An 18237-nucleotide genomic window follows, 5' to 3' on the forward strand; every position below is an offset into this window, starting at 1 on the left:
CCTGTTCATCGCTGCCTGTGTAACAACCGGTTGCTGACCGGCTTGAGACACAGGTTATGCATTCATGCATATGCAGTCAATGCATTTTGTAAAATATTTATGCGCCTGGATTTGCTGAAATGCATGGAGGCTCTGTCCCGTCTAACGTGTAGGGCTTTTCTGCAGGCGAAAAAAAACCCGCCGTGGCGGGTTTTCGTTGGCTGGGGGTGGAGTCAGCGGGCGTACATGCCCCACCAGAAGACATGGCCCAGCAGGCTGATCTGCTCTTCCTGCATCTGCTGGAAGCTGTAGTCTTCGTCGGGATGCTCGTCGCGGTTGAAGCTGCGCAGGCGAATGCCAGTAGGCAGGCGATAGACCTGTTTCACCCGTAGCTGGCCATTGTGATTGATGGCATAGAGGTCGCCATCGATGATGTCACCAATGGCGCACTTGCCGGTATTGACCCCGACCGTGGCGCCATCGCGCAGCACGGGCAACATGCTGTTGCCACGCACCGTCACGCACTTGGCATGGTCGAACTGAACGCCGTTGTGCCGCAAGCTGCGCTTACCGAAGCGCAAACGGGCGTTCTCGCTCTCCTCGATGACGAATCTTCCTGATCCTGCTGCCAATTCGACCTCACGAAGAAAAGGAACGGACACCTCGTCGTCCTCGACGGGTGTTTCATCGTCCCACAGGCTGATATCGCTTAGAGCCGCGTGTGCAGGCGTGAGCGGTGCCACTTCACGCGGCTCGCCCAGCTCGGCGCGGCCACGCAACTGGTCGGTGCTCACGCCGAAATACTCGGCGATTTTCGACACGTGCTTGTCCGACGGGTCGACAATTTTCTCGCTGAGAATCCGCGACAGGGTGGATTGAGGGACGCCCGTGCGCCGGTGCAGCTCTGTCGGGGACAGGCCGTGGCGGTCGAGCAATGCTCTGAGTACGGAGGCTACGTTGCGTTTTTGCATAGCGTGCATAATGCAGCCGTGACGCATGAAATGCAATGGCGTCTTGCAGCCGTGAACCCGTATGGACCGCTCACCTGCCAGCCTGCGCAGATTTGCCCCACCCATCCGCTCTGCGCCGGGTGCAAAAAGCCTGTACTATTAGCGGTTTCGAAATTTGCCACCAGACCACCCGCTGTAAGGCCCTGAATGTCTGATCTCTCCGCACACACCCCGATGATGCAGCAGTACTGGAAGCTGAAGCACCAGCACCCGGACCAGCTGATGTTCTACCGCATGGGCGACTTCTACGAGATCTTCTACGAAGATGCGAAGAAGGCCGCGAAACTGCTGGATATCACCCTGACTGCCCGCGGCCAGTCGGCGGGCCAGTCGATCCCCATGTGCGGGATTCCGTTCCACTCGCTGGAAGGCTACCTGGCCAAACTGGTCAAGCTCGGCGAGTCGGTGGTGATCTGCGAGCAGATCGGCGACCCGGCCACCAGCAAGGGCCCGGTGGAGCGCCAGGTGGTGCGCATCATCACTCCAGGTACGATCAGCGACGAGGCCTTGCTCGACGAGCGCCGCGACAACCTGATCGCCGCCCTGCTGGGCGACGAGCGCCTGTTCGGCCTGGCGGTGCTGGATATCACCAGCGGCAACTTCACCGTGCAGGAGATCAAGGGCTGGGAAAACCTGCTCGCGGAACTCGAACGCATCAACCCGGTGGAGCTGCTGATCCCCGATGACTGGCCGCAAGGGCTGCCTGCGGAGAAGCGCCCTGGCGCCCGCCGCCGCGCGCCCTGGGACTTCGACCGCGACACGGCGCGCAAGAGCCTGTGCCAGCAGTTCGCCACGCAGGATCTCAAGGGCTTTGGTTGCGACAAGCTCACGCTGGCCATTGGCGCCGCCGGCTGCCTGCTGGGGTACGCGAAGGAGACCCAACGCACCGCCCTGCCCCACCTGCGCAGCCTGCGCCACGAGCGCATGGACGACACGGTCATCCTCGACGCCGCCAGCCGCCGCAACCTGGAACTGGACATAAACCTGGCCGGCGGTCGCGACAATACCCTGCAGTCGGTCATCGACCGCTGCCAGACCGCCATGGCCAGCCGTCTGCTGACCCGCTGGCTGAACCGCCCGCTGCGCGACCTGAAAGTGCTCAAGGCCCGCCAGGACTCGATCCGCTGTCTGCTCGACGGCTACCGCTTCGAAAAGCTGCAACCGCAGCTCAAGGAGATCGGCGACATCGAGCGCATCCTCGCGCGTATCGGCCTGCGTAACGCGCGCCCACGCGACCTGGCGCGCCTGCGCGATGCCCTGGGCGCCCTGCCTGAACTGCAGAACGCCATGGCCGAGCTGGAAGCGCCGCATCTGGCGCGCCTGGCCGCCATCACCGGCACCTACCCTGAACTGGCCGGGCTGCTGGAGCGGGCGATCATCGATAACCCGCCGGCGGTGATCCGCGATGGCGGCGTGCTCAAGACCGGCTACGACAGCGAGCTCGACGAACTGCTGGCCATGAGCGAGAACGCCGGCCAGTTCCTCATCGACCTGGAGGCTCGCGAGAAAGCCCGCACGGGCCTGGCCAACCTCAAGGTCGGCTACAACCGCGTGCATGGCTACTACATCGAGCTGCCGACCAAGCAAGCTGAACAGGCGCCCGGCGACTACATCCGCCGCCAGACACTCAAGGGCGCCGAGCGCTTCATCACCCCGGAGCTCAAAGCCTTCGAGGACAAGGCACTGTCGGCCAAGAGCCGCGCCTTGGCCCGCGAGAAGATGCTCTACGATGCGCTGCTCGAGACCCTGATCGGCCACCTGGCACCGCTGCAGGACAGCGCCGCAGCCCTGGCCGAGCTGGACGTGCTGAGCAACCTGGCCGAGCGCGCACTCAACCTCGACCTGAACTGCCCAAGCTTCGTCGACGAGCCTTGCCTGCGTATCGAGCAAGGCCGCCACCCGGTGGTCGAGCAGGTGCTGACCACACCGTTCGTGGCCAACGACCTGGGCCTGGACAACAGCACCCGCATGCTGATCATCACCGGCCCGAACATGGGCGGTAAATCGACCTACATGCGCCAGACCGCACTGATCGTGCTAATGGCCCATATCGGCAGCTTCGTGCCGGCCGCCCGCTGCGAGCTATCGTTGGTCGACCGCATCTTCACCCGTATCGGCTCCAGCGACGACCTGGCCGGCGGGCGTTCGACCTTCATGGTCGAGATGAGCGAGACCGCCAACATCCTGCACAACGCCACCGACCGCAGCCTGGTGCTGATGGACGAAGTCGGCCGCGGCACCAGCACCTTCGACGGCCTGTCGTTGGCCTGGGCCGCCGCCGAGCGCCTGGCCCAGCTGCGCGCCTATACGCTGTTCGCCACCCACTATTTCGAGCTGACCGTGCTGCCGGAGAGTGAACCGCTGGTGGCGAACGTGCACCTGAACGCCACCGAACACAACGAGCGCATTGTCTTCCTGCACCATGTGCTGCCTGGGCCGGCCAGCCAAAGCTACGGCCTGGCCGTCGCTCAGCTGGCCGGCGTACCGGCGGTGGTGATCCAGCGTGCCCGCGAGCACCTCGGCCGGCTGGAGACCACCAGCCTGCCCCATGAAACGCCGATTGCCAGCAAGAGCAAAGGCGAGCCTGACGTGCCGCACCAGAGCGACCTGTTCGCCAGCCTGCCACACCCGGCCATCGAGAAGCTGGGCAAGCTGGACCTGGACGACATGACGCCGCGCCAAGCTATCGAAACGCTATATCAACTAAAAAACCTGTTATAACGGCCAACCGCGCAAGCTGGTAGAATCCGGCGCGGTTTGCGAGCGCTGCAGGTTATTAGCCTGGCCTGCAGCCACAACCGTGAACCGCGCTGCCCTGGAAGGAAGGGCAAGCTGCCGTCGCCTGAGGAGAGAACTAGAAATGACCTTCGTCGTCACCGACAACTGCATCAAATGCAAGTACACCGACTGCGTGGAAGTCTGTCCGGTGGACTGCTTCTACGAAGGCCCGAACTTCCTGGTCATTCACCCGGACGAGTGCATCGACTGCGCGCTGTGCGAGCCTGAATGCCCGGCCCAGGCGATTTTCTCGGAAGACGAAGTGCCTGCCGGCATGGAGAACTTCATTGAGCTGAACGCCGAGCTGGCAGAGATCTGGCCGAACATCACCGAGAAGAAAGACGCCCTGCCGGACGCCGAAGAGTGGGATGGCAAGACTGGCAAGATTGCCGACCTGGAACGCTGATAGCGTCCCGATGCGAAAAAGGCCCGAAACGGGCCTTTTTTCATTTTCAGCGGGCAAAAAAAAGGGGCGGTTTGACCCGCCCACATTTTTTCCGTAGTCCCTGTTTGTCCCGATCATCATCCTGATGAATCGCATCCCGCGATGTCCTTGGCCTCCATCCTTGAAAGCCTGTGCCAGTCCGTAGGCACAGTTCGAATACTAGCGATTCCAGCGCGCCGGACAAGCAGCAAATCTCTCAAGACGTTTCCATCGACACATCTTTCAAAGAAAATAAAAACCTTATATTTCAACAAGTTAGAAAAAATAAATCATTGAAAACGACTTTGATTTACTGATCCTTACAGCGATCACTTACAAAGCATGTAAGCGAATACTTACACGCAAAGTAACAGCGCTAGCCAAGGAAACATTTCAATCGCATCAACGAAAACGCCCCGAGGTCATCGGGGCGTTCTGCTTGCCGCGTCAACCGCTATTGGAACAGCGACTCACTCGACAGGCCGTTCTTCTCGAGGATCTCGCGCAAGCGCTTGAGCCCCTCGACCTGGATCTGCCGCACCCGCTCACGGGTCAGGCCGATTTCCAGCCCCACATCTTCCAAAGTGCTGCTTTCATGACCACGCAACCCGAAGCGTCGCACCACGACTTCACGCTGCTTGTCGGTCAACTCACCCAGCCACTGATCAATGCTTTGTGAAAGATCGTCGTCCTGCAGCAGTTCGCAAGGGTCGGTGGGGCGGTCATCGGTGAGCGTGTCCAGCAGCGTCTTGTCGGAGTCTGGCCCAAGCGAGACATCTACCGAAGACACCCGCTCGTTGAGCCCGAGCATGCGCTTGACCTCGGCAACCGGCTTCTCCAGCAGGCTGGCGATTTCTTCAGGGGACGGCTCGTGATCGAGCTTCTGCGTCAGCTCGCGAGCAGCGCGTAGATAGACGTTGAGTTCCTTGACCACATGGATGGGCAGGCGGATCGTGCGGGTCTGGTTCATGATCGCCCGCTCGATGGTCTGGCGGATCCACCAAGTGGCGTAGGTCGAGAAACGGAAGCCACGCTCGGGGTCGAACTTCTCCACCGCACGGATCAGGCCCAGATTGCCCTCCTCGATCAGGTCGAGCAGCGACAGGCCACGATTGACGTAGCGGCGAGCGATCTTGACCACCAGGCGCAGGTTGCTCTCGATCATGCGCTTGCGACCCGCGGGGTCGCCTTTTTGCGACAGGCGCGCGAAATGCACCTCTTCCTCCGGCGAAAGCAGAGGCGAGAAGCCAATTTCGTTGAGGTACAGCTGGGTCGCATCGAGCGCCCGACTGTAATCGATGTACTTGTGCTGCTTGAGCGTTGCGCCTTGTTTCGACTTGGTCCGAACCGACGGTACAGCAGGTTCGTCTGACACCACATCCGTTTCCAAAACGATGCCTGTCTCCATCAGAAGCAGATCATCGTCGATGTCAAACTCCGGCACTTCTTTACTGAGAGCCATTGTTATAGTCCTTTGCTGAGTTCGAACTCAGACTCGAGCGTCACCTTTCCTTGGTAGCGCTGGAGCCTGTCCCCTCTACATCCAAGGAACAGGCCGGGACAATGATCAACGGCGTGGCAGGAACTGGAGAGGATCGACGGGTTTGCCCTGGCGGCGAATCTCGAAATGCAGCTTCACCCGATCAGTGCCCGTGGATCCCATTTCTGCGATCGTCTGCCCTGCCTTGACCTGCTGCCCCTCCCGAACCAAAAGCCTGCGGTTGTGACCGTAGGCACTGACGTAGGTATCACTGTGCTTGATGATGACCAGTTCGCCGTAGCCCCTCAAGCCACTGCCGGCGTAAACCACCGCACCATCAGACGCAGCAAAAACAGGCTGTCCCAAATCACCGGCGATATCAATGCCTTTATTCAAACTACCGTTTGAAGCGAATTTTCCAATCAGCACGCCGTTGGCCGGCCACGTCCAACCGCCCACGGCACGCTCTGCGGCGGGCACCTGAGCAACCGTTTGCGAGGCGGTTGATGGCGGCGTGGTCGTGGATTTTTCATTATTGGCGGGCGGCGCGGTGGTGGTGACCGGGCGGCGAATGACCGTGGTCCTGCTTGACGACGATGGGCTGGTCACCACGGTGGTGGAGCCCCCCGAGGCGCTGCTGAAGCGGATCGGCTGACCGGGGCGGATGGTGTACGGGGCGGGGATATTGTTGCGCGCCGCGAGCTCCTTGTAGTCCCAGCCATAACGGAAGGCAATGGAGAACAGGGTGTCACCCGGCTTGACGATGTATTGCCCCGAGGTCACGGCCGCACGCTTGGGTGGTGCATTGTTGCGGTCGACCACGCGCGCGCCGCTCGATCCGGTGCTGGAGCAGCCAGCCAACAGGGTCCCCATGGCCAACGCAATCACCAGAAGCTTCAAACCCGATCGATCCTTGCGCTGCCGAATGACTGTGTGACCCACCCGCGCTCCCCTCATGGTGCCGTTTAACGAAAAAATGAAATGCAATATTGTTGCAATTATAACCGAGCCGCCATGCTTGGGGGCCCCGGTTTGAACACGACACCCGACTGACGCCACGCGAGATAGACCGGAGCCAGGCGCAGGAATTCGCTGGCGGCGTAAATATTCCCGCGGCGCGCTCAGGCCAAAGGGCCGTTGAGCAACGGCACGAAGCGCACCGCGCCCAGCACGCGCCGAGAAAACCCCTGCTCTTCCCGGACGATCAGCATCAGTTGCTGGGTTTCCCCTGCCGGCCCGACCGGAATCACCATGCGCCCGCCCGGGGCCAGCTGGTCCAGCAGCGCCTGGGGGACTTCCGGCGCCACCGCGGTGACGATGATGCCGTTGTAGGGCGCCAGCGCCGGCCAGCCTTCGCAACCATCGCCCCAGCGGAACACCACGTTGCGCAGGTTGAGCTCCACCAAGCGCTCCTTGGCACGGTCCTGGAGGACCTTGATGCGTTCCACCGAGAACACTCGCTCCACCAGTTGCGCGAGGATCGCGGTCTGGTAGCCGGAGCCGGTGCCGATCTCCAGCACCTTGTCCAGAGGGCCCGCCTCGAGCAACAGCTCGCTCATGTGGGCGACCATGAAGGGCTGCGAGATTGTCTGGTTATGGCCGATCGGTAGCGCAGTGTCTTCGTAGGCGCGATGCGCCAGGGCCTCGTCAACGAACAGGTGACGCGGCGTTTTGCGAATCACCTCCAGCACCTTGGCGTTCGATACGCCCTCTTCATACAGGCGCTGGATCAATCGTTCCCGCGTGCGCTGGGAGGTCATGCCAATTCCACGGCGCATCAGATCGTCCTGTTCGCGCATCAGAGCACGCCCTCCAGCCAGCCGTCGAAACGCTCGAAAGCATCGTTGAAGGTGCGATCCAGCTGCAACGGTGTGATCGAGACATAGCCCTGCATCACTGCGTGGAAATCGGTACCCGGCCCGCCATCCTCGGCATCGCCGGCCACGGCGATCCAGTAGCCTTCCTTGCCCCGTGGATTGACCACCTTGGTCGGTGCCGCAGCGCGTGCGCGATGGCCCAGGCGGGTGAGCTGGATGCCACGGATATGCTCCAGCGGCAGGTTGGGGATGTTGATGTTCAGCACCGTGCGCGGCGGCAGTTCCAGGCGCGATTGCGCCTCGACCAGCCGGCGGGCGATGTAGGCAGCGGTGGGCAGGTTGTCCGGCAGGCGCGAGAGCAACGAGAACGCCAGTGAAGTACCACCGAGGAAGCGGCCTTCCAGCGCGGCGGCAACCGTGCCGGAATACAGCACGTCGTCGCCCAGGTTGGCGCCCAGGTTAATGCCTGACACCACCATGTCGGGGGTGTGCTCGAGCAGGCCGTTGAGCCCCAGGTGCACACAGTCGGTCGGCGTGCCGTTGAGGCTGATGAAACCGTTGGCCAATGTCTGCGGATGCAGCGGCCGGTCCAGCGTCAGCGAGCTGCCGGCACCGCTCTTGTCTTGATCCGGGGCAATCACCACGCACTCGGCATGGTCCGCCAGTGCTGCGTGCAGCGCGGCGATGCCAGGTGCGGTAACACCGTCGTCATTCGAAATCAGAATACGCATGAGCTGTCCGTCTGCCCTGCCGGCACCAGATCGACGAGTTCGCGCACCACCACGGTGGCGAAGCATCCGGCCGGAAGGACGAATTCCAGTTGCAGGATATCAGGCTCGGGATAATGCCACGTCAGCCGCCCAATAGGGAGCCGTAGGATACGCCGTTCGTGATCCATGCCCGCTCGCGCCAGCCATTGGCACAGTTGTGGGTGCCGGGCGCCGACTTCGGACTCGAGCGCCTGCGGCGTGCCGCCACCAGGCGACGCCCCTTCGCCCCACAGCGGGCCGGTGGGGTGCAGGTCGAGGATCGCCAGGCGCGGATCGCTGCACTCGGCCTCCCCCGCCGCGAAGAAGCTGCGGCTGTCGGTAAAGGCCAGCAGGTCGCCGACCTGGGCACGCTGCCAGGTGCCATCGGCGACACGCGCTGCCAGCACCTGGTTGAACAGGTAGCTGCGCGCAGCGGATAGCAACCGCGAGCGGACATTGCGTTGCTCCGGCAGCGCCTGGCGCGCCGCCCAATCCTGGGCATCGTGGACATTGCCGCCACCGTGGCCGAAGCGCTGGGTGCCGAAGTAGTTGGGCACACCGTACTGCTTGAGCTGTTCAAGACGGGCGTCGAGCGCCGGGTGGTCGGCTTGCAAGCCGGTCAGGCGCAGGGTGAAGCCGTTGGCCGAGTGCGCGCCGCGTTGCAGCTTGCGCTGGTGGCGCACCTGCTTGAGCACGCGCAAGGTTTCGTCCTCGGCGCGGGACAAGTCCGGGTCGGCCTTGCCAGGCAGATGCAGGCTGAACCACTGCCGGGTCAGGGCCTGGCGATCCTTCAGGCCGGCATAGCTGATCGAGCGCACCGGCACACCGGCGGCTCGGGCCAGGCGGCGGGCGGCTTCCTCGGTGTTGAGGTCGCGCTTCTCGACCCACAACCACAGGTGCTCGCCCTGGCCGGACAGCGGAATGTCGAGGACTTCATCGACCTGAAAATCTTCGGCGACCGCCTTGAGCACGGCGGTGCCCAACGCCTCGCCCGAGGCGCGCGGCCCCAGCAGTTCCAGTTCAGTCATGCTGGCAGCAACAGGGCGACTGCATGCACGGCGATGCCCTCCTCGCGACCGGTGAAGCCCAGCTTCTCTTCGGTGGTGGCCTTGACGTTGACCTGATCGAGTTCGACCTGCAGGTCGGCGGCGATCTGCTGGCGCATGGTTTCGATATGCGGGGCCATTTTCGGCGCCTGGGCGACGATGGTGGCGTCGACATTACCAACCTTCCAGCCCTTGTCGCGGACGATGCCGACCACATGACGCAACAGCGCACGGCTGTCGGCGCCTTTGAACTGCGGGTCGGTGTCGGGGAAATGCTTGCCAATGTCGCCCAGCGCTGCGGCACCGAGCAGGGCGTCGCTCAGGGCGTGCAGCAGCACGTCGCCGTCGGAATGGGCCAGCAGGCCGTATTTGTGGGGGATACGCACCCCACCCAGGGTAATGAAATCACCGTCGCAGAAACGGTGGACATCGTAGCCGTGGCCAATACGCATAGAAAAACGCCCTGATTGAGTCAGGGCGTGATTCTACCTGCTTTGCAGGGGCTTGGGCGGATGTGTTTGGGGCTGTCGATGACGACTGAACCCCGTAGGAGCCGGCCTTGCCGGCGAACACCGGCAGAGCCGGTGCCAGCCACCGCGTCGCCGACTTCGCCAGCAAGGCTGGCTCCTATGGGGCCCTGGCACGCCTCTGCGTTGGGCTACACCCTGCCCAACGCCACCGCATGATGACGCAGGTGCTCATCGATGAAGCTGGCGATGAAGTAGTAGCTGTGGTCGTAGCCCGGCTGCAGGCGCAGGGTCAGCCGATGCCCACCCTTGCGCGCCGCCTGTTCCAGCGCCTGTGGTTTGAGCTGTTTTTCCAGGAAGTCGTCACGATCCCCCTGATCCACCAACAGCGGAGGACATTCACCGGCCTCGGCCAGCAGCACACTGGCATCCCACTCGCGCCAGCGCGAGCGGTCTTCACCCAGGTAACGAGAAAACGCCTTCTCGCCCCACGGGCAATCCATTGGGTTGCTGATCGGCGAGAACGCCGACACCGAACGATAACGCCCCGGATTGCGCAAGGCGCAAACCAGCGCGCCATGCCCGCCCATGGAGTGACCGCTGATGCTGCGCCGGTCGGACGCTGGAAAGTGCGCCTCGATCAGCGCCGGCAACTCATGCACCAGATAGTCGTGCATGCGGTAGTGCTGCGCCCAGGGCTGCTGGGTAGCGTTGAGGTAGAACCCGGCACCCAGGCCGAAATCCCAGGCGCCGTCCGGATCACCCGGCACCTGCTCGCCACGCGGGCTGGTGTCCGGGGCGACGATGATCAGCCCAAGCTCCGCGGCCAGGCGCTGGGCGCCGGCCTTCTGCATGAAGTTCTCGTCGGTGCAGGTCAGGCCGCTGAGCCAGTACAGCACCGGCAACTGCTCGCCCTGCTCCGCCTGGGGCGGCAGGTAGACGGCGAACACCATGTCGCAGCCCAGCACCTTGGAGGTGTGCCGGTAACGCTTGTGCCAGCCGCCGAAGCTTTTCTGGCAAGAGATGTTTTCCAGCGTCATGGCAAGGGCCTCAGAAGTGGATCACGCTGCGGATGCTCTTGCCTTCGTGCATCAGGTCGAAGGCCTTGTTGATGTCTTCCAGGCCCATGGTGTGGGTGATGAAGGTGTCCAGCGGGATCTCGCCCTTCTCGGACATCTCGACGTAGCTGGGCAGCTCGCTGCGGCCACGCACGCCACCGAAGGCCGAACCGCGCCAGACACGACCGGTGACCAGCTGGAACGGACGGGTAGCGATTTCCTGGCCGGCACCGGCCACGCCGATGATCACCGACTCGCCCCAGCCCTTGTGGCAGCACTCCAGCGCCGCGCGCATCAGTTGCACGTTGCCGATGCACTCGAAGGAGAAGTCCACGCCCCCGTCGGTGAGGTCGACGATGACTTCCTGGATCGGGCGGTCGTAGTCCTTCGGGTTGATGCAGTCGGTGGCGCCCAACTGGCGGGCGATCTCGAACTTGGCCGGGTTGATGTCGATGGCGATGATACGAGAGGCTTTGGCCTTGACCGCGCCGATCACCGCCGACAGGCCGATGCCACCCAGACCGAAGATAGCCACGGTGTCACCCGGCTTGACCTTGGCGGTGTTGAGCACCGCGCCGATACCGGTGGTCACGCCGCAACCGAGCAGGCAGACCTTCTCCAGCGGTGCTTCCTTCTGGATCTTGGCCACGGAGATTTCCGGCAGCACGGTGTACTCGGAGAAGGTCGAGGTCCCCATGTAGTGGAACAGTTGCTGGCCCTTGTAGCTGAAACGGGTGGTGCCGTCGGGCATCAGGCCCTTGCCTTGAGTGGCGCGGATGGCCTGGCACAGGTTGGTCTTGCCGGAGCGGCAGAATTTGCACTGGCCGCATTCCGGGGTGTACAGCGGGATCACGTGATCGCCGACCGCCACCGAAGTCACGCCCTCGCCGATCGCCTCGACGATCGCCCCGCCCTCATGGCCGAGGATCGACGGGAAGATGCCTTCCGGGTCGGCACCGGAGAGGGTGTAGGCGTCGGTGTGGCATACGCCGGAGGCCACGACGCGCAGTAGCACCTCGCCAGCCTTGGGCATGGCCACGTCCACTTCGACGATTTCCAGGGGTTTCTTGGCCTCGAAGGCTACAGCGGCGCGGGACTTGATCATCAAAGGTCTCCAGACAGAGTGTCGTTTAGTGTCTCGCAGTGTAATTCACCTTGATTTGATGAATAATCCGGCCACTCACAAAACATTATTGCCATATAGGGATAATCAATGAGCAGCCGCTGGGAAGGCATCGACGAATTCGTCGCCGTGGCCGAGTCGGGCCAGTTCACTGCGGCCGCCGAGCGCCTGGGCGTCTCCTCGTCGCATATCAGCCGGCAGATCGCACGCCTGGAAGAGCGACTGCAGACCCGCCTGTTGTACCGCAGCACACGGCGGGTAACCCTGAGCGAGGCTGGGCAGACCTTCCTGCAGCATTGCCAGCGCCTGCAGGATGGCCGTGAGGAAGCGCTGCGCGCCATGGGCGACCTGGCCAGTGAACCCAAGGGGCTGCTGCGCATGACTTGCGCCGTGGCCTATGGCGAGCGCTTCATCGTGCCGCTGGTGACGCGCTTCATGGCGCTGTACCCCCAGTTGCGGGTCGAGGTGGAGCTGAGCAACCGCACCCTGGACCTGCTCCACGAAGGCATGGACCTGGCCATCCGCCTGGGTCGCCTGCAGGATTCTCGGCTGGTGGCGACGCGCCTGGCGCCGCGGCGCATGTACCTGTGTGCTTCGCCGGCTTATCTGGAGCGCTACGGGCGGCCCCACAGCCTGTCGGAGCTGGCACGGCACAACTGCCTGATCGGCAGCTCCGACCTGTGGGCGCTGCAGCAGGATGGTCGCGAGATCAGCCAGCGGGTACAGGGCAACTGGCGTTGCAACAGTGGCCAGGCGGTGCTGGATGCGGCGTTGCAGGGGATGGGGTTGTGCCAGTTGCCGGACTATTACGTGCTCGAGCATCTGAACACGGGCGCGTTGGTGTCATTGCTGGCGGGGCACCAGCCCCCGAACACGGCGGTATGGGCGTTGTATCCGCAGCAGCGGCACCTGTCGCCGAAGGTGCGCAGGCTGGTGGATCACTTGAAGGTAGGGTTGGCGCAATTACCTGAATATCGCACCACGCCCCCTGTAGGAGCGGCTTAAGCCGCGATCACCCGCGAGGTGGGTGCCAGGCACCGTGTTGCCTGCATCGCGGCTTAAGCCGCTCCTACAGGTACGGTGCCAGATTGCCGCTCAACGGCGCCCGGCCCAACGCTGGCGCAACCACTCCAGGTCTTCTGGCCGGGTCACCTTGATGTTGTCGCTACGCCCTTCGACCAGGCGCGGCGCATGGCCGGCCCATTCGATGGCGGAAGATTCGTCGGTGACCGCCACATCGGAGACCAGGCATTCGGCCAAGGCCCGGTGCAGCATACCGAGGCGGAACATCTGTGGCGTGTAGGCCTGCCAGACAGTGCTGCGGTCCACTGTCGCGCTGACCCGGCCATCGGCGCCGGCACGCTTGAGCGTGTCCCGCGCGGGCACCGCCAGTAATCCGCCTACAGGATCATCAGCAAGCTCGGATAGCAACTTGTCCAGATCGCTACGTGCCAGATTGGGGCGCGCCGCATCGTGCACCAGCACCCAGTCATCATCCGACGCCCCCTGGGCGTGCAGCAGCAACAGGGCATTGAGCACCGAGTCGGCCCGCTCGCGACCACCCGGCGCACGTTGGATACGCGGATCGCTGGCACAGCGCAGGCCGGGCCAGTACGGATCATCTTCGGCAATGCTGACCACCACGCCCTTGAGCGCGGGATGGTCGAGGAAACAGTCGAGGCTATGCTCGAGAATCGTCTGCCCGCCCAGTTGCAGATACTGCTTGGGGCGGTCGGCAGCCATGCGGGCACCAACGCCTGCGGCGGGAATCACGGCCCAGAAGGCCGGCAGTACGGTGGTCATTTCTGCGGCAGCTGGTAGAGGGTTTCACCCTCCTTGACCATCCCCAGTTCATGACGAGCCCGTTCTTCCACGGTCTCCATACCTTTCTTCAACTCCAGGACTTCAGCGTCAAGCACGCGATTCCGCTCCAGCAGCCGTTCGTTCTCCGCATGCTGGTCGGCGATCTGCTGCTTGAGTTCGGTCACTTGCGCCAGGCTGCCATTACCCACCCAGAGGCGATATTGCAGGCCGCCGAGCAGCAGGAGCAGGACGAGGAACAACCAATAGGGACTGCGCATGAAGATATCCAGGGTAGAAAAGGCCGCCGCAGCGAGCTTCCGATAGCACGAAGCCTGGCCGAGGCCAGGCTTCGTCGACAGAAACCCGTTGGAGACGACCGAACGATCAGAACGAACGTTCAGCCGGCCCCGGCTGCTGCCTTTTTACCATCTCTTGCTCAGCCGCGAAACTCGGCACGACCGCGATATACGGCCTTGGCGCCCAGTTGCTCTTCGATGCGCAGCAGTTGGTTGTACTTGCTGACGCGATCGGAACGGCACAGCGAGCCGGTCTTGATCTGGCCGGCAGCGGTACCTACGGCCAGGTCAGCGATGGTCGAGTCCTCGGTTTCACCGGAACGGTGCGAGATCACCGCGGTGTAGCCGGCGGCCTTGGCCATCTGGATGGCTTCCAGGGTCTCGGTCAGCGAGCCGATCTGGTTGAACTTGATCAGGATCGAGTTGCCGATGCCTTTCTCGATGCCTTCTTTCAGGATCTTGGTGTTGGTGACGAACAGGTCGTCGCCTACCAGCTGCACCTTCTCGCCAATCTTGTCGGTCAGGATCTTCCAGCCTGCCCAGTCGGACTCGTCCAGGCCGTCTTCGATCGAAATGATCGGGAAGCGCTCGGTCAGGCCCTTCAGGTAGTCGGCAAAACCTTCGGCGTCGAACGACTTGCCTTCGCCGGACAGGTTGTACTTACCGTCTTCGTAGAACTCGGAAGCTGCGCAGTCCAGGGCCAGGGTAACGTCGGTGCCCAGCTTGTAGCCGGCTTTCTCGACGGCTTCGGCGATGGCGCCCAGGGCGTCTTCGTTGGAGGCCAGGTTCGGGGCGAAGCCACCTTCGTCACCGACGGCAGTGTTCAGGCCACGGGCCTTGAGCACGGCTTTGAGGTGGTGGAAGATCTCGGTGCCCATGCGCAGGCCGTCGGAGAAGGTCTTGGCGCCAACCGGCTGGACCATGAACTCCTGGATGTCGACATTATTGTCGGCGTGTTCGCCGCCGTTGATGATGTTCATCATCGGAACCGGCATCGAGTACTGGCCCGGGGTGCCGTTCAGGTTGGCGATGTGGGCGTACAGTGGCAGGTCCAGGTCCTGGGCGGCGGCCTTGGCGGCGGCCAGCGACACGGCCAGGATGGCGTTGGCGCCCAGCTTGGCCTTGTTCTCGGTACCGTCCAGCTCGATCATGGCGCGGTCCAGGGCTTTCTGGTCAGCCGGGTCCTTGCCCAGCAACAGGTCGCGGATCGGGCCGTTGATGTTGGCGACGGCCTTCAGAACGCCCTTGCCCAGGTAACGGCTCTTGTCGCCATCACGCAGCTCCAGCGCTTCGCGCGAGCCAGTGGAAGCACCCGACGGCGCGCAAGCGCTGCCGATGATGCCGTTGTCGAGCAGTACATCGGCTTCCACGGTGGGGTTGCCACGCGAATCGAGAACTTCACGACCTTTGATGTCGACGATTTTTGCCATTGTTGTAAGCACTCCAGAATTGACGAAAACAACGCAGCTTTTGGGAATTCTTGCCGTTCACCAGGCGACATGGCACGGGCAGGCCTGGCGAAGGGAGCCCCTGACCGAAAGGTCAGGGGTGGAACGGGCGGTACTTTACCCGAGAAATGAGCTTTACGCGGTTTCTACCGTCGGAAAACTTTTCACCAGGTCGTCCAGTTGCTTCAGCTGCGCCAGGAACGGCTCCAGCTTGTCCAGGCGCAGCGCGCATGGACCGTCGCACTTGGCGTTGTCCGGGTCCGGGTGGGCTTCGAGGAACAGACCCGCCAGGCCCTGGCTCATGCCAGCCTTGGCGAGATCCGTGACCTGGGCGCGGCGCCCGCCGGCGGAATCGGCACGACCACCCGGCGTCTGCAACGAGTGGGTCACATCGAAGAACACCGGGTACTCGAACTGCTTCATGATGCCGAAGCCAAGCATGTCCACGACCAGGTTGTTGTAACCGAAGCTCGAACCACGCTCACACAGGATGAGTTGGTCGTTGCCGGCTTCGACGCACTTGGCGAGGATGTGCTTCATCTCGTGGGGCGCCAGGAACTGCGCCTTCTTGATGTTGATCACAGCGCCGGTCTTGGCCATCGCCACGACCAGGTCGGTCTGGCGCGACAGGAAGGCCGGCAGCTGAATGATGTCGCACACTTGAGCGACCGGTTCGCACTGGTAGGGCTCGTGCACGTCGGTGATCACCGGCACGTTGAAGGTGCGCTTGATCTCCTCGAAGATCTTCAGGCCTTCTTCCATGCCTGGGCCACGGTACGAGTTGACCGACGAACGGTTGGCCTTGTCGAAGCTGGCCTTGAACACGTACGGGATACCGAGTTTTTCGGTTACCCGCACGTACTCCTCGCAGACCTTCAGGGCCAGATCACGGGATTCCAGGACGTTCATGCCGCCGAACAGGACGAACGGCTTGTCGTTGGCGATCTCGATGTTACCGACGCGAATGATCTTCTGAGTCATGGATCAGGCCTTGTTCTTCTGTGCCAGGGCAGCCTTGACGAAACCGCTGAACAGCGGGTGGCCGTCACGTGGCGTGGAGGTGAACTCCGGGTGGAACTGGCAGGCGACGAACCATGGGTGGTCCTTGGACTCGACCACTTCGACCAGCGCACCGTCCTCGGAACGGCCGGAAACCACCAGGCCGGCGTCGATCAACTGCGGCAGCAGGTTGTTGTTGACTTCGTAGCGGTGACGGTGACGCTCGGTGATCACGTCCTTGCCGTAGCAGTCGTGGACCTTGGAGCCGGCAACGATCTGGCAGTCCTGCGCGCCCAGGCGCATGGTGCCGCCCAGGTCGGAGGCTTCGGTACGGGTCTCGACCGCGCCGGTGGCGTCGGCCCACTCGGTGATCAGACCGACGACCGGGTGGCCGCTGTTGCGATCGAATTCAGTCGAGTTGGCGTCTTTCCAGCCCATCACGTTGCGGGCGAACTCGATCACGGCCACCTGCATGCCCAGGCAGATACCCAGGTACGGGACCTTGTTCTCACGGGCGTATTGCACCGCGGTGATCTTGCCTTCCACGCCGCGCAGGCCGAAACCGCCCGGAACCAGGATGGCGTCGGCGCCTTCCAGCAGGCTGGTGCCCTGGTTCTCGATGTCTTCGGAGTCGATGTAGCGCAGGTTGACCTTGGTACGGTTGGTGATGCCGGCATGGCTCATCGCTTCGATCAGCGACTTGTACGCATCCAGCAGCTCCATGTACTTGCCGACCATGGCGATGGTCACTTCCTGCTCAGGGTTGAGCTTGGCGTCGACAACCTTGTCCCACTCGGACAGGTCGGCGCTGTTGCATTGCAGGCCGAAGCGCTCGACGACGAAATCGTCCAGGCCTTGCGCGTGCAACACGCCAGGAATCTTGTAGATGGTGTCGACATCTTCCAGCGAAATCACCGCACGCTCTTCGACGTTGGTGAACAGCGCGATCTTGCGACGCGACGAAGCATCGACCGGGTGGTCGGAGCGGCAGATCAGCACATCAGGCTGCAGGCCGATGGAACGCAGTTCCTTCACCGAGTGCTGAGTCGGTTTGGTCTTGGTTTCACCAGCGGTGGCGATGTACGGCACCAGCGTCAGGTGCATCAGCATGGCGCGCTTGGAGCCGACTTCGACGCGCAGTTGGCGGATGGCCTCGAGGAACGGTTGCGACTCGATGTCGCCCACGGTGCCGCCGATCTCGACCAGCGCGACGTCGGCGTCGCCGGCACCCTTGATGATGCGGCGCTTGATTTCGTCGGTGATGTGCGGGATGACCTGGATGGTCGCGCCCAGGTAGTCGCCACGGCGCTCTTTACGCAGCACGTGCTCGTAGATGCGGCCGGTGGTGAAGTTGTTGTTCTGGGTCATCGTGGTGCGGATGAACCGCTCGTAGTGGCCCAGGTCGAGGTCGGTCTCGGCGCCGTCGTGGGTGACGAACACTTCACCGTGCTGGAACGGGCTCATGGTGCCCGGGTCGACGTTGATGTACGGGTCCAGCTTGAGCATGGTGACCTTGAGCCCCCGCGCTTCCAGGATGGCCGCCAGGGAAGCCGAGGCAATGCCTTTCCCCAATGAAGAAACAACACCGCCCGTGACGAATATGTAGCGCGTCATGAAAAACCCTAGAAGTCTGCGTTAAGGCGGCATGGGCCGCCGGAGAAAGCGAAGGAAGGCCGAAGCCCCCGATCACCTGCGTCAATCACAGTGCATCTCGAACAACTGCCGCGTCTGTACAGACCGGGGGTGTCCCCGGCATGGAG

Annotated in this window: 17 protein-coding genes; 3 read left to right on the forward strand and 14 right to left on the reverse strand. The window is 62.9% G+C overall.

Going from position 1 to position 18237, the window contains the following annotated elements; genetic code table 11:
- Window positions 1-212: 212 nt before the first annotated feature.
- On the reverse strand, window positions 213-959 hold the full coding sequence (locus IM733_RS12980) for an XRE family transcriptional regulator (RefSeq protein WP_248917066.1): 747 nt from the start codon (window positions 957-959) through the stop codon (window positions 213-215).
- A gap of 177 nt (window positions 960-1136) precedes the next feature.
- Here IM733_RS12980 and mutS point away from each other — a divergent pair, with 177 nt between their 5' ends.
- Both mutS and fdxA read left to right on the forward strand, forming a co-directional pair.
- Entirely contained in the window at window positions 1137-3710 is a 2574-nt protein-coding gene (mutS, locus tag IM733_RS12985) for a DNA mismatch repair protein MutS (RefSeq protein ID WP_248917067.1), read from the forward strand.
- Window positions 3711-3849: 139 nt separating this feature from the next.
- Window positions 3850-4173 carry a ferredoxin FdxA gene (fdxA, locus tag IM733_RS12990; RefSeq protein WP_248917068.1) on the forward strand — a complete coding sequence of 108 codons (324 nt, stop codon included), beginning with the start codon at window positions 3850-3852 and terminating at the stop codon, window positions 4171-4173.
- Window positions 4174-4645: 472 nt separating this feature from the next.
- Here the strand turns inward: fdxA and rpoS are convergent, their stop codons facing one another.
- The 8 genes from rpoS to IM733_RS13030 all read right to left on the reverse strand — a co-directional run bounded on the left by rpoS (window position 4646) and on the right by IM733_RS13030 (window position 11913).
- On the reverse strand, window positions 4646-5653 hold the full coding sequence (rpoS, locus tag IM733_RS12995; protein ID WP_248917069.1) for an RNA polymerase sigma factor RpoS: 1008 nt from the start codon (window positions 5651-5653) through the stop codon (window positions 4646-4648).
- Between the two features lie 105 nt (window positions 5654-5758).
- Window positions 5759-6613 (reverse strand): peptidoglycan DD-metalloendopeptidase family protein, encoded by an 855-nt coding sequence (locus IM733_RS13000; RefSeq protein ID WP_248917070.1) that lies wholly within the window; start codon window positions 6611-6613, stop codon window positions 5759-5761.
- Window positions 6614-6792: 179 nt separating this feature from the next.
- Window positions 6793-7431 carry a protein-L-isoaspartate(D-aspartate) O-methyltransferase gene (locus tag IM733_RS13005; RefSeq protein WP_162042960.1) on the reverse strand — a complete coding sequence of 213 codons (639 nt, stop codon included), beginning with the start codon at window positions 7429-7431 and terminating at the stop codon, window positions 6793-6795.
- Window positions 7432-7469: 38 nt separating this feature from the next.
- The gene (surE, locus tag IM733_RS13010) at window positions 7470-8219 is read right to left on the reverse strand and encodes a 5'/3'-nucleotidase SurE (protein WP_011535252.1); all 750 of its coding nucleotides are present in this window, start codon (window positions 8217-8219) and stop codon (window positions 7470-7472) included.
- The gene (gene truD / locus IM733_RS13015) at window positions 8207-9265 is read right to left on the reverse strand and encodes a tRNA pseudouridine(13) synthase TruD (RefSeq protein ID WP_248917071.1); all 1059 of its coding nucleotides are present in this window, start codon (window positions 9263-9265) and stop codon (window positions 8207-8209) included. The genes surE and truD overlap by 13 nt, the downstream gene beginning before the upstream one ends.
- Window positions 9262-9735: a 2-C-methyl-D-erythritol 2,4-cyclodiphosphate synthase gene (gene ispF / locus IM733_RS13020; protein ID WP_240063827.1), complete on the reverse strand. Its 474-nt coding sequence runs from the start codon at window positions 9733-9735 to the stop codon at window positions 9262-9264. Before ispF ends, truD begins: the two co-directional genes overlap by 4 nt.
- A 206-nt stretch (window positions 9736-9941) precedes the next feature.
- Window positions 9942-10790 carry an S-formylglutathione hydrolase gene (gene fghA, locus IM733_RS13025; RefSeq protein WP_248917072.1) on the reverse strand — a complete coding sequence of 283 codons (849 nt, stop codon included), beginning with the start codon at window positions 10788-10790 and terminating at the stop codon, window positions 9942-9944.
- 10 nt (window positions 10791-10800) lie between these two features.
- Window positions 10801-11913, reverse strand: a complete 1113-nt coding sequence (locus tag IM733_RS13030; protein ID WP_031315222.1) for an S-(hydroxymethyl)glutathione dehydrogenase/class III alcohol dehydrogenase — start codon at window positions 11911-11913, stop codon at window positions 10801-10803.
- A gap of 108 nt (window positions 11914-12021) precedes the next feature.
- Here IM733_RS13030 and IM733_RS13035 point away from each other — a divergent pair, with 108 nt between their 5' ends.
- Window positions 12022-12936: a LysR substrate-binding domain-containing protein gene (locus tag IM733_RS13035; RefSeq protein ID WP_248917073.1), complete on the forward strand. Its 915-nt coding sequence runs from the start codon at window positions 12022-12024 to the stop codon at window positions 12934-12936.
- Window positions 12937-13026: 90 nt separating this feature from the next.
- Here IM733_RS13035 and ispD read toward each other — a convergent pair whose 3' ends face one another.
- The 5 genes from ispD to IM733_RS13060 form a co-directional block, all read right to left on the reverse strand.
- Window positions 13027-13734: a 2-C-methyl-D-erythritol 4-phosphate cytidylyltransferase gene (ispD, locus tag IM733_RS13040; protein ID WP_248917074.1), complete on the reverse strand. Its 708-nt coding sequence runs from the start codon at window positions 13732-13734 to the stop codon at window positions 13027-13029.
- The gene (gene ftsB / locus IM733_RS13045; protein WP_011535259.1) at window positions 13731-14012 is read right to left on the reverse strand and encodes a cell division protein FtsB; all 282 of its coding nucleotides are present in this window, start codon (window positions 14010-14012) and stop codon (window positions 13731-13733) included. Before ftsB ends, ispD begins: the two co-directional genes overlap by 4 nt.
- Window positions 14013-14170: 158 nt before the next feature.
- Window positions 14171-15460, reverse strand: a complete 1290-nt coding sequence (gene eno, locus IM733_RS13050; RefSeq protein WP_011535260.1) for a phosphopyruvate hydratase — start codon at window positions 15458-15460, stop codon at window positions 14171-14173.
- Between the two features lie 153 nt (window positions 15461-15613).
- A complete protein-coding gene (gene kdsA / locus IM733_RS13055; RefSeq protein WP_011535261.1) occupies window positions 15614-16459 on the reverse strand; it encodes a 3-deoxy-8-phosphooctulonate synthase in 846 nt (281 codons plus the stop codon).
- Between the two features lie 3 nt (window positions 16460-16462).
- The gene (locus IM733_RS13060) at window positions 16463-18091 is read right to left on the reverse strand and encodes a CTP synthase (protein ID WP_213657994.1); all 1629 of its coding nucleotides are present in this window, start codon (window positions 18089-18091) and stop codon (window positions 16463-16465) included.
- Between the last annotated feature and the right edge of the window lie 146 nt (window positions 18092-18237).

The sequence above is a fragment of the Pseudomonas entomophila genome, assembly GCF_023277925.1.
In the GTDB taxonomy this organism is placed as follows: domain Bacteria; phylum Pseudomonadota; class Gammaproteobacteria; order Pseudomonadales; family Pseudomonadaceae; genus Aquipseudomonas; species Aquipseudomonas entomophila_D.

Excerpts from the sequence above, each read along its gene's own strand:
- ftsB (WP_011535259.1), bottom strand. The coding sequence starts at position 14,012 with ATGCGCAGTCCCTATTGGTTGTTCCTCGTCCTGCTCCTGCTGCTCGGC.
- IM733_RS13005 (WP_162042960.1), bottom strand. The coding sequence starts at position 7,431 with ATGACCTCCCAGCGCACGCGGGAACGATTGATCCAGCGCCTGTATGAA.
- eno (WP_011535260.1), bottom strand. The coding sequence starts at position 15,460 with ATGGCAAAAATCGTCGACATCAAAGGTCGTGAAGTTCTCGATTCGCGT.
- ispD (WP_248917074.1), bottom strand. The coding sequence starts at position 13,734 with ATGACCACCGTACTGCCGGCCTTCTGGGCCGTGATTCCCGCCGCAGGC.
- IM733_RS12980 (WP_248917066.1), bottom strand. The coding sequence starts at position 959 with ATGCACGCTATGCAAAAACGCAACGTAGCCTCCGTACTCAGAGCATTG.
- surE (WP_011535252.1), bottom strand. The coding sequence starts at position 8,219 with ATGCGTATTCTGATTTCGAATGACGACGGTGTTACCGCACCTGGCATC.
- rpoS (WP_248917069.1), bottom strand. The coding sequence starts at position 5,653 with ATGGCTCTCAGTAAAGAAGTGCCGGAGTTTGACATCGACGATGATCTG.
- IM733_RS13030 (WP_031315222.1), bottom strand. The coding sequence starts at position 11,913 with ATGATCAAGTCCCGCGCCGCTGTAGCCTTCGAGGCCAAGAAACCCCTG.
- IM733_RS13060 (WP_213657994.1), bottom strand. The coding sequence starts at position 18,091 with ATGACGCGCTACATATTCGTCACGGGCGGTGTTGTTTCTTCATTGGGG.
- truD (WP_248917071.1), bottom strand. The coding sequence starts at position 9,265 with ATGACTGAACTGGAACTGCTGGGGCCGCGCGCCTCGGGCGAGGCGTTG.
- IM733_RS13035 (WP_248917073.1), top strand. The coding sequence starts at position 12,022 with ATGAGCAGCCGCTGGGAAGGCATCGACGAATTCGTCGCCGTGGCCGAG.
- mutS (WP_248917067.1), top strand. The coding sequence starts at position 1,137 with ATGTCTGATCTCTCCGCACACACCCCGATGATGCAGCAGTACTGGAAG.
- fghA (WP_248917072.1), bottom strand. The coding sequence starts at position 10,790 with ATGACGCTGGAAAACATCTCTTGCCAGAAAAGCTTCGGCGGCTGGCAC.
- ispF (WP_240063827.1), bottom strand. The coding sequence starts at position 9,735 with ATGCGTATTGGCCACGGCTACGATGTCCACCGTTTCTGCGACGGTGAT.
- kdsA (WP_011535261.1), bottom strand. The coding sequence starts at position 16,459 with ATGACTCAGAAGATCATTCGCGTCGGTAACATCGAGATCGCCAACGAC.
- fdxA (WP_248917068.1), top strand. The coding sequence starts at position 3,850 with ATGACCTTCGTCGTCACCGACAACTGCATCAAATGCAAGTACACCGAC.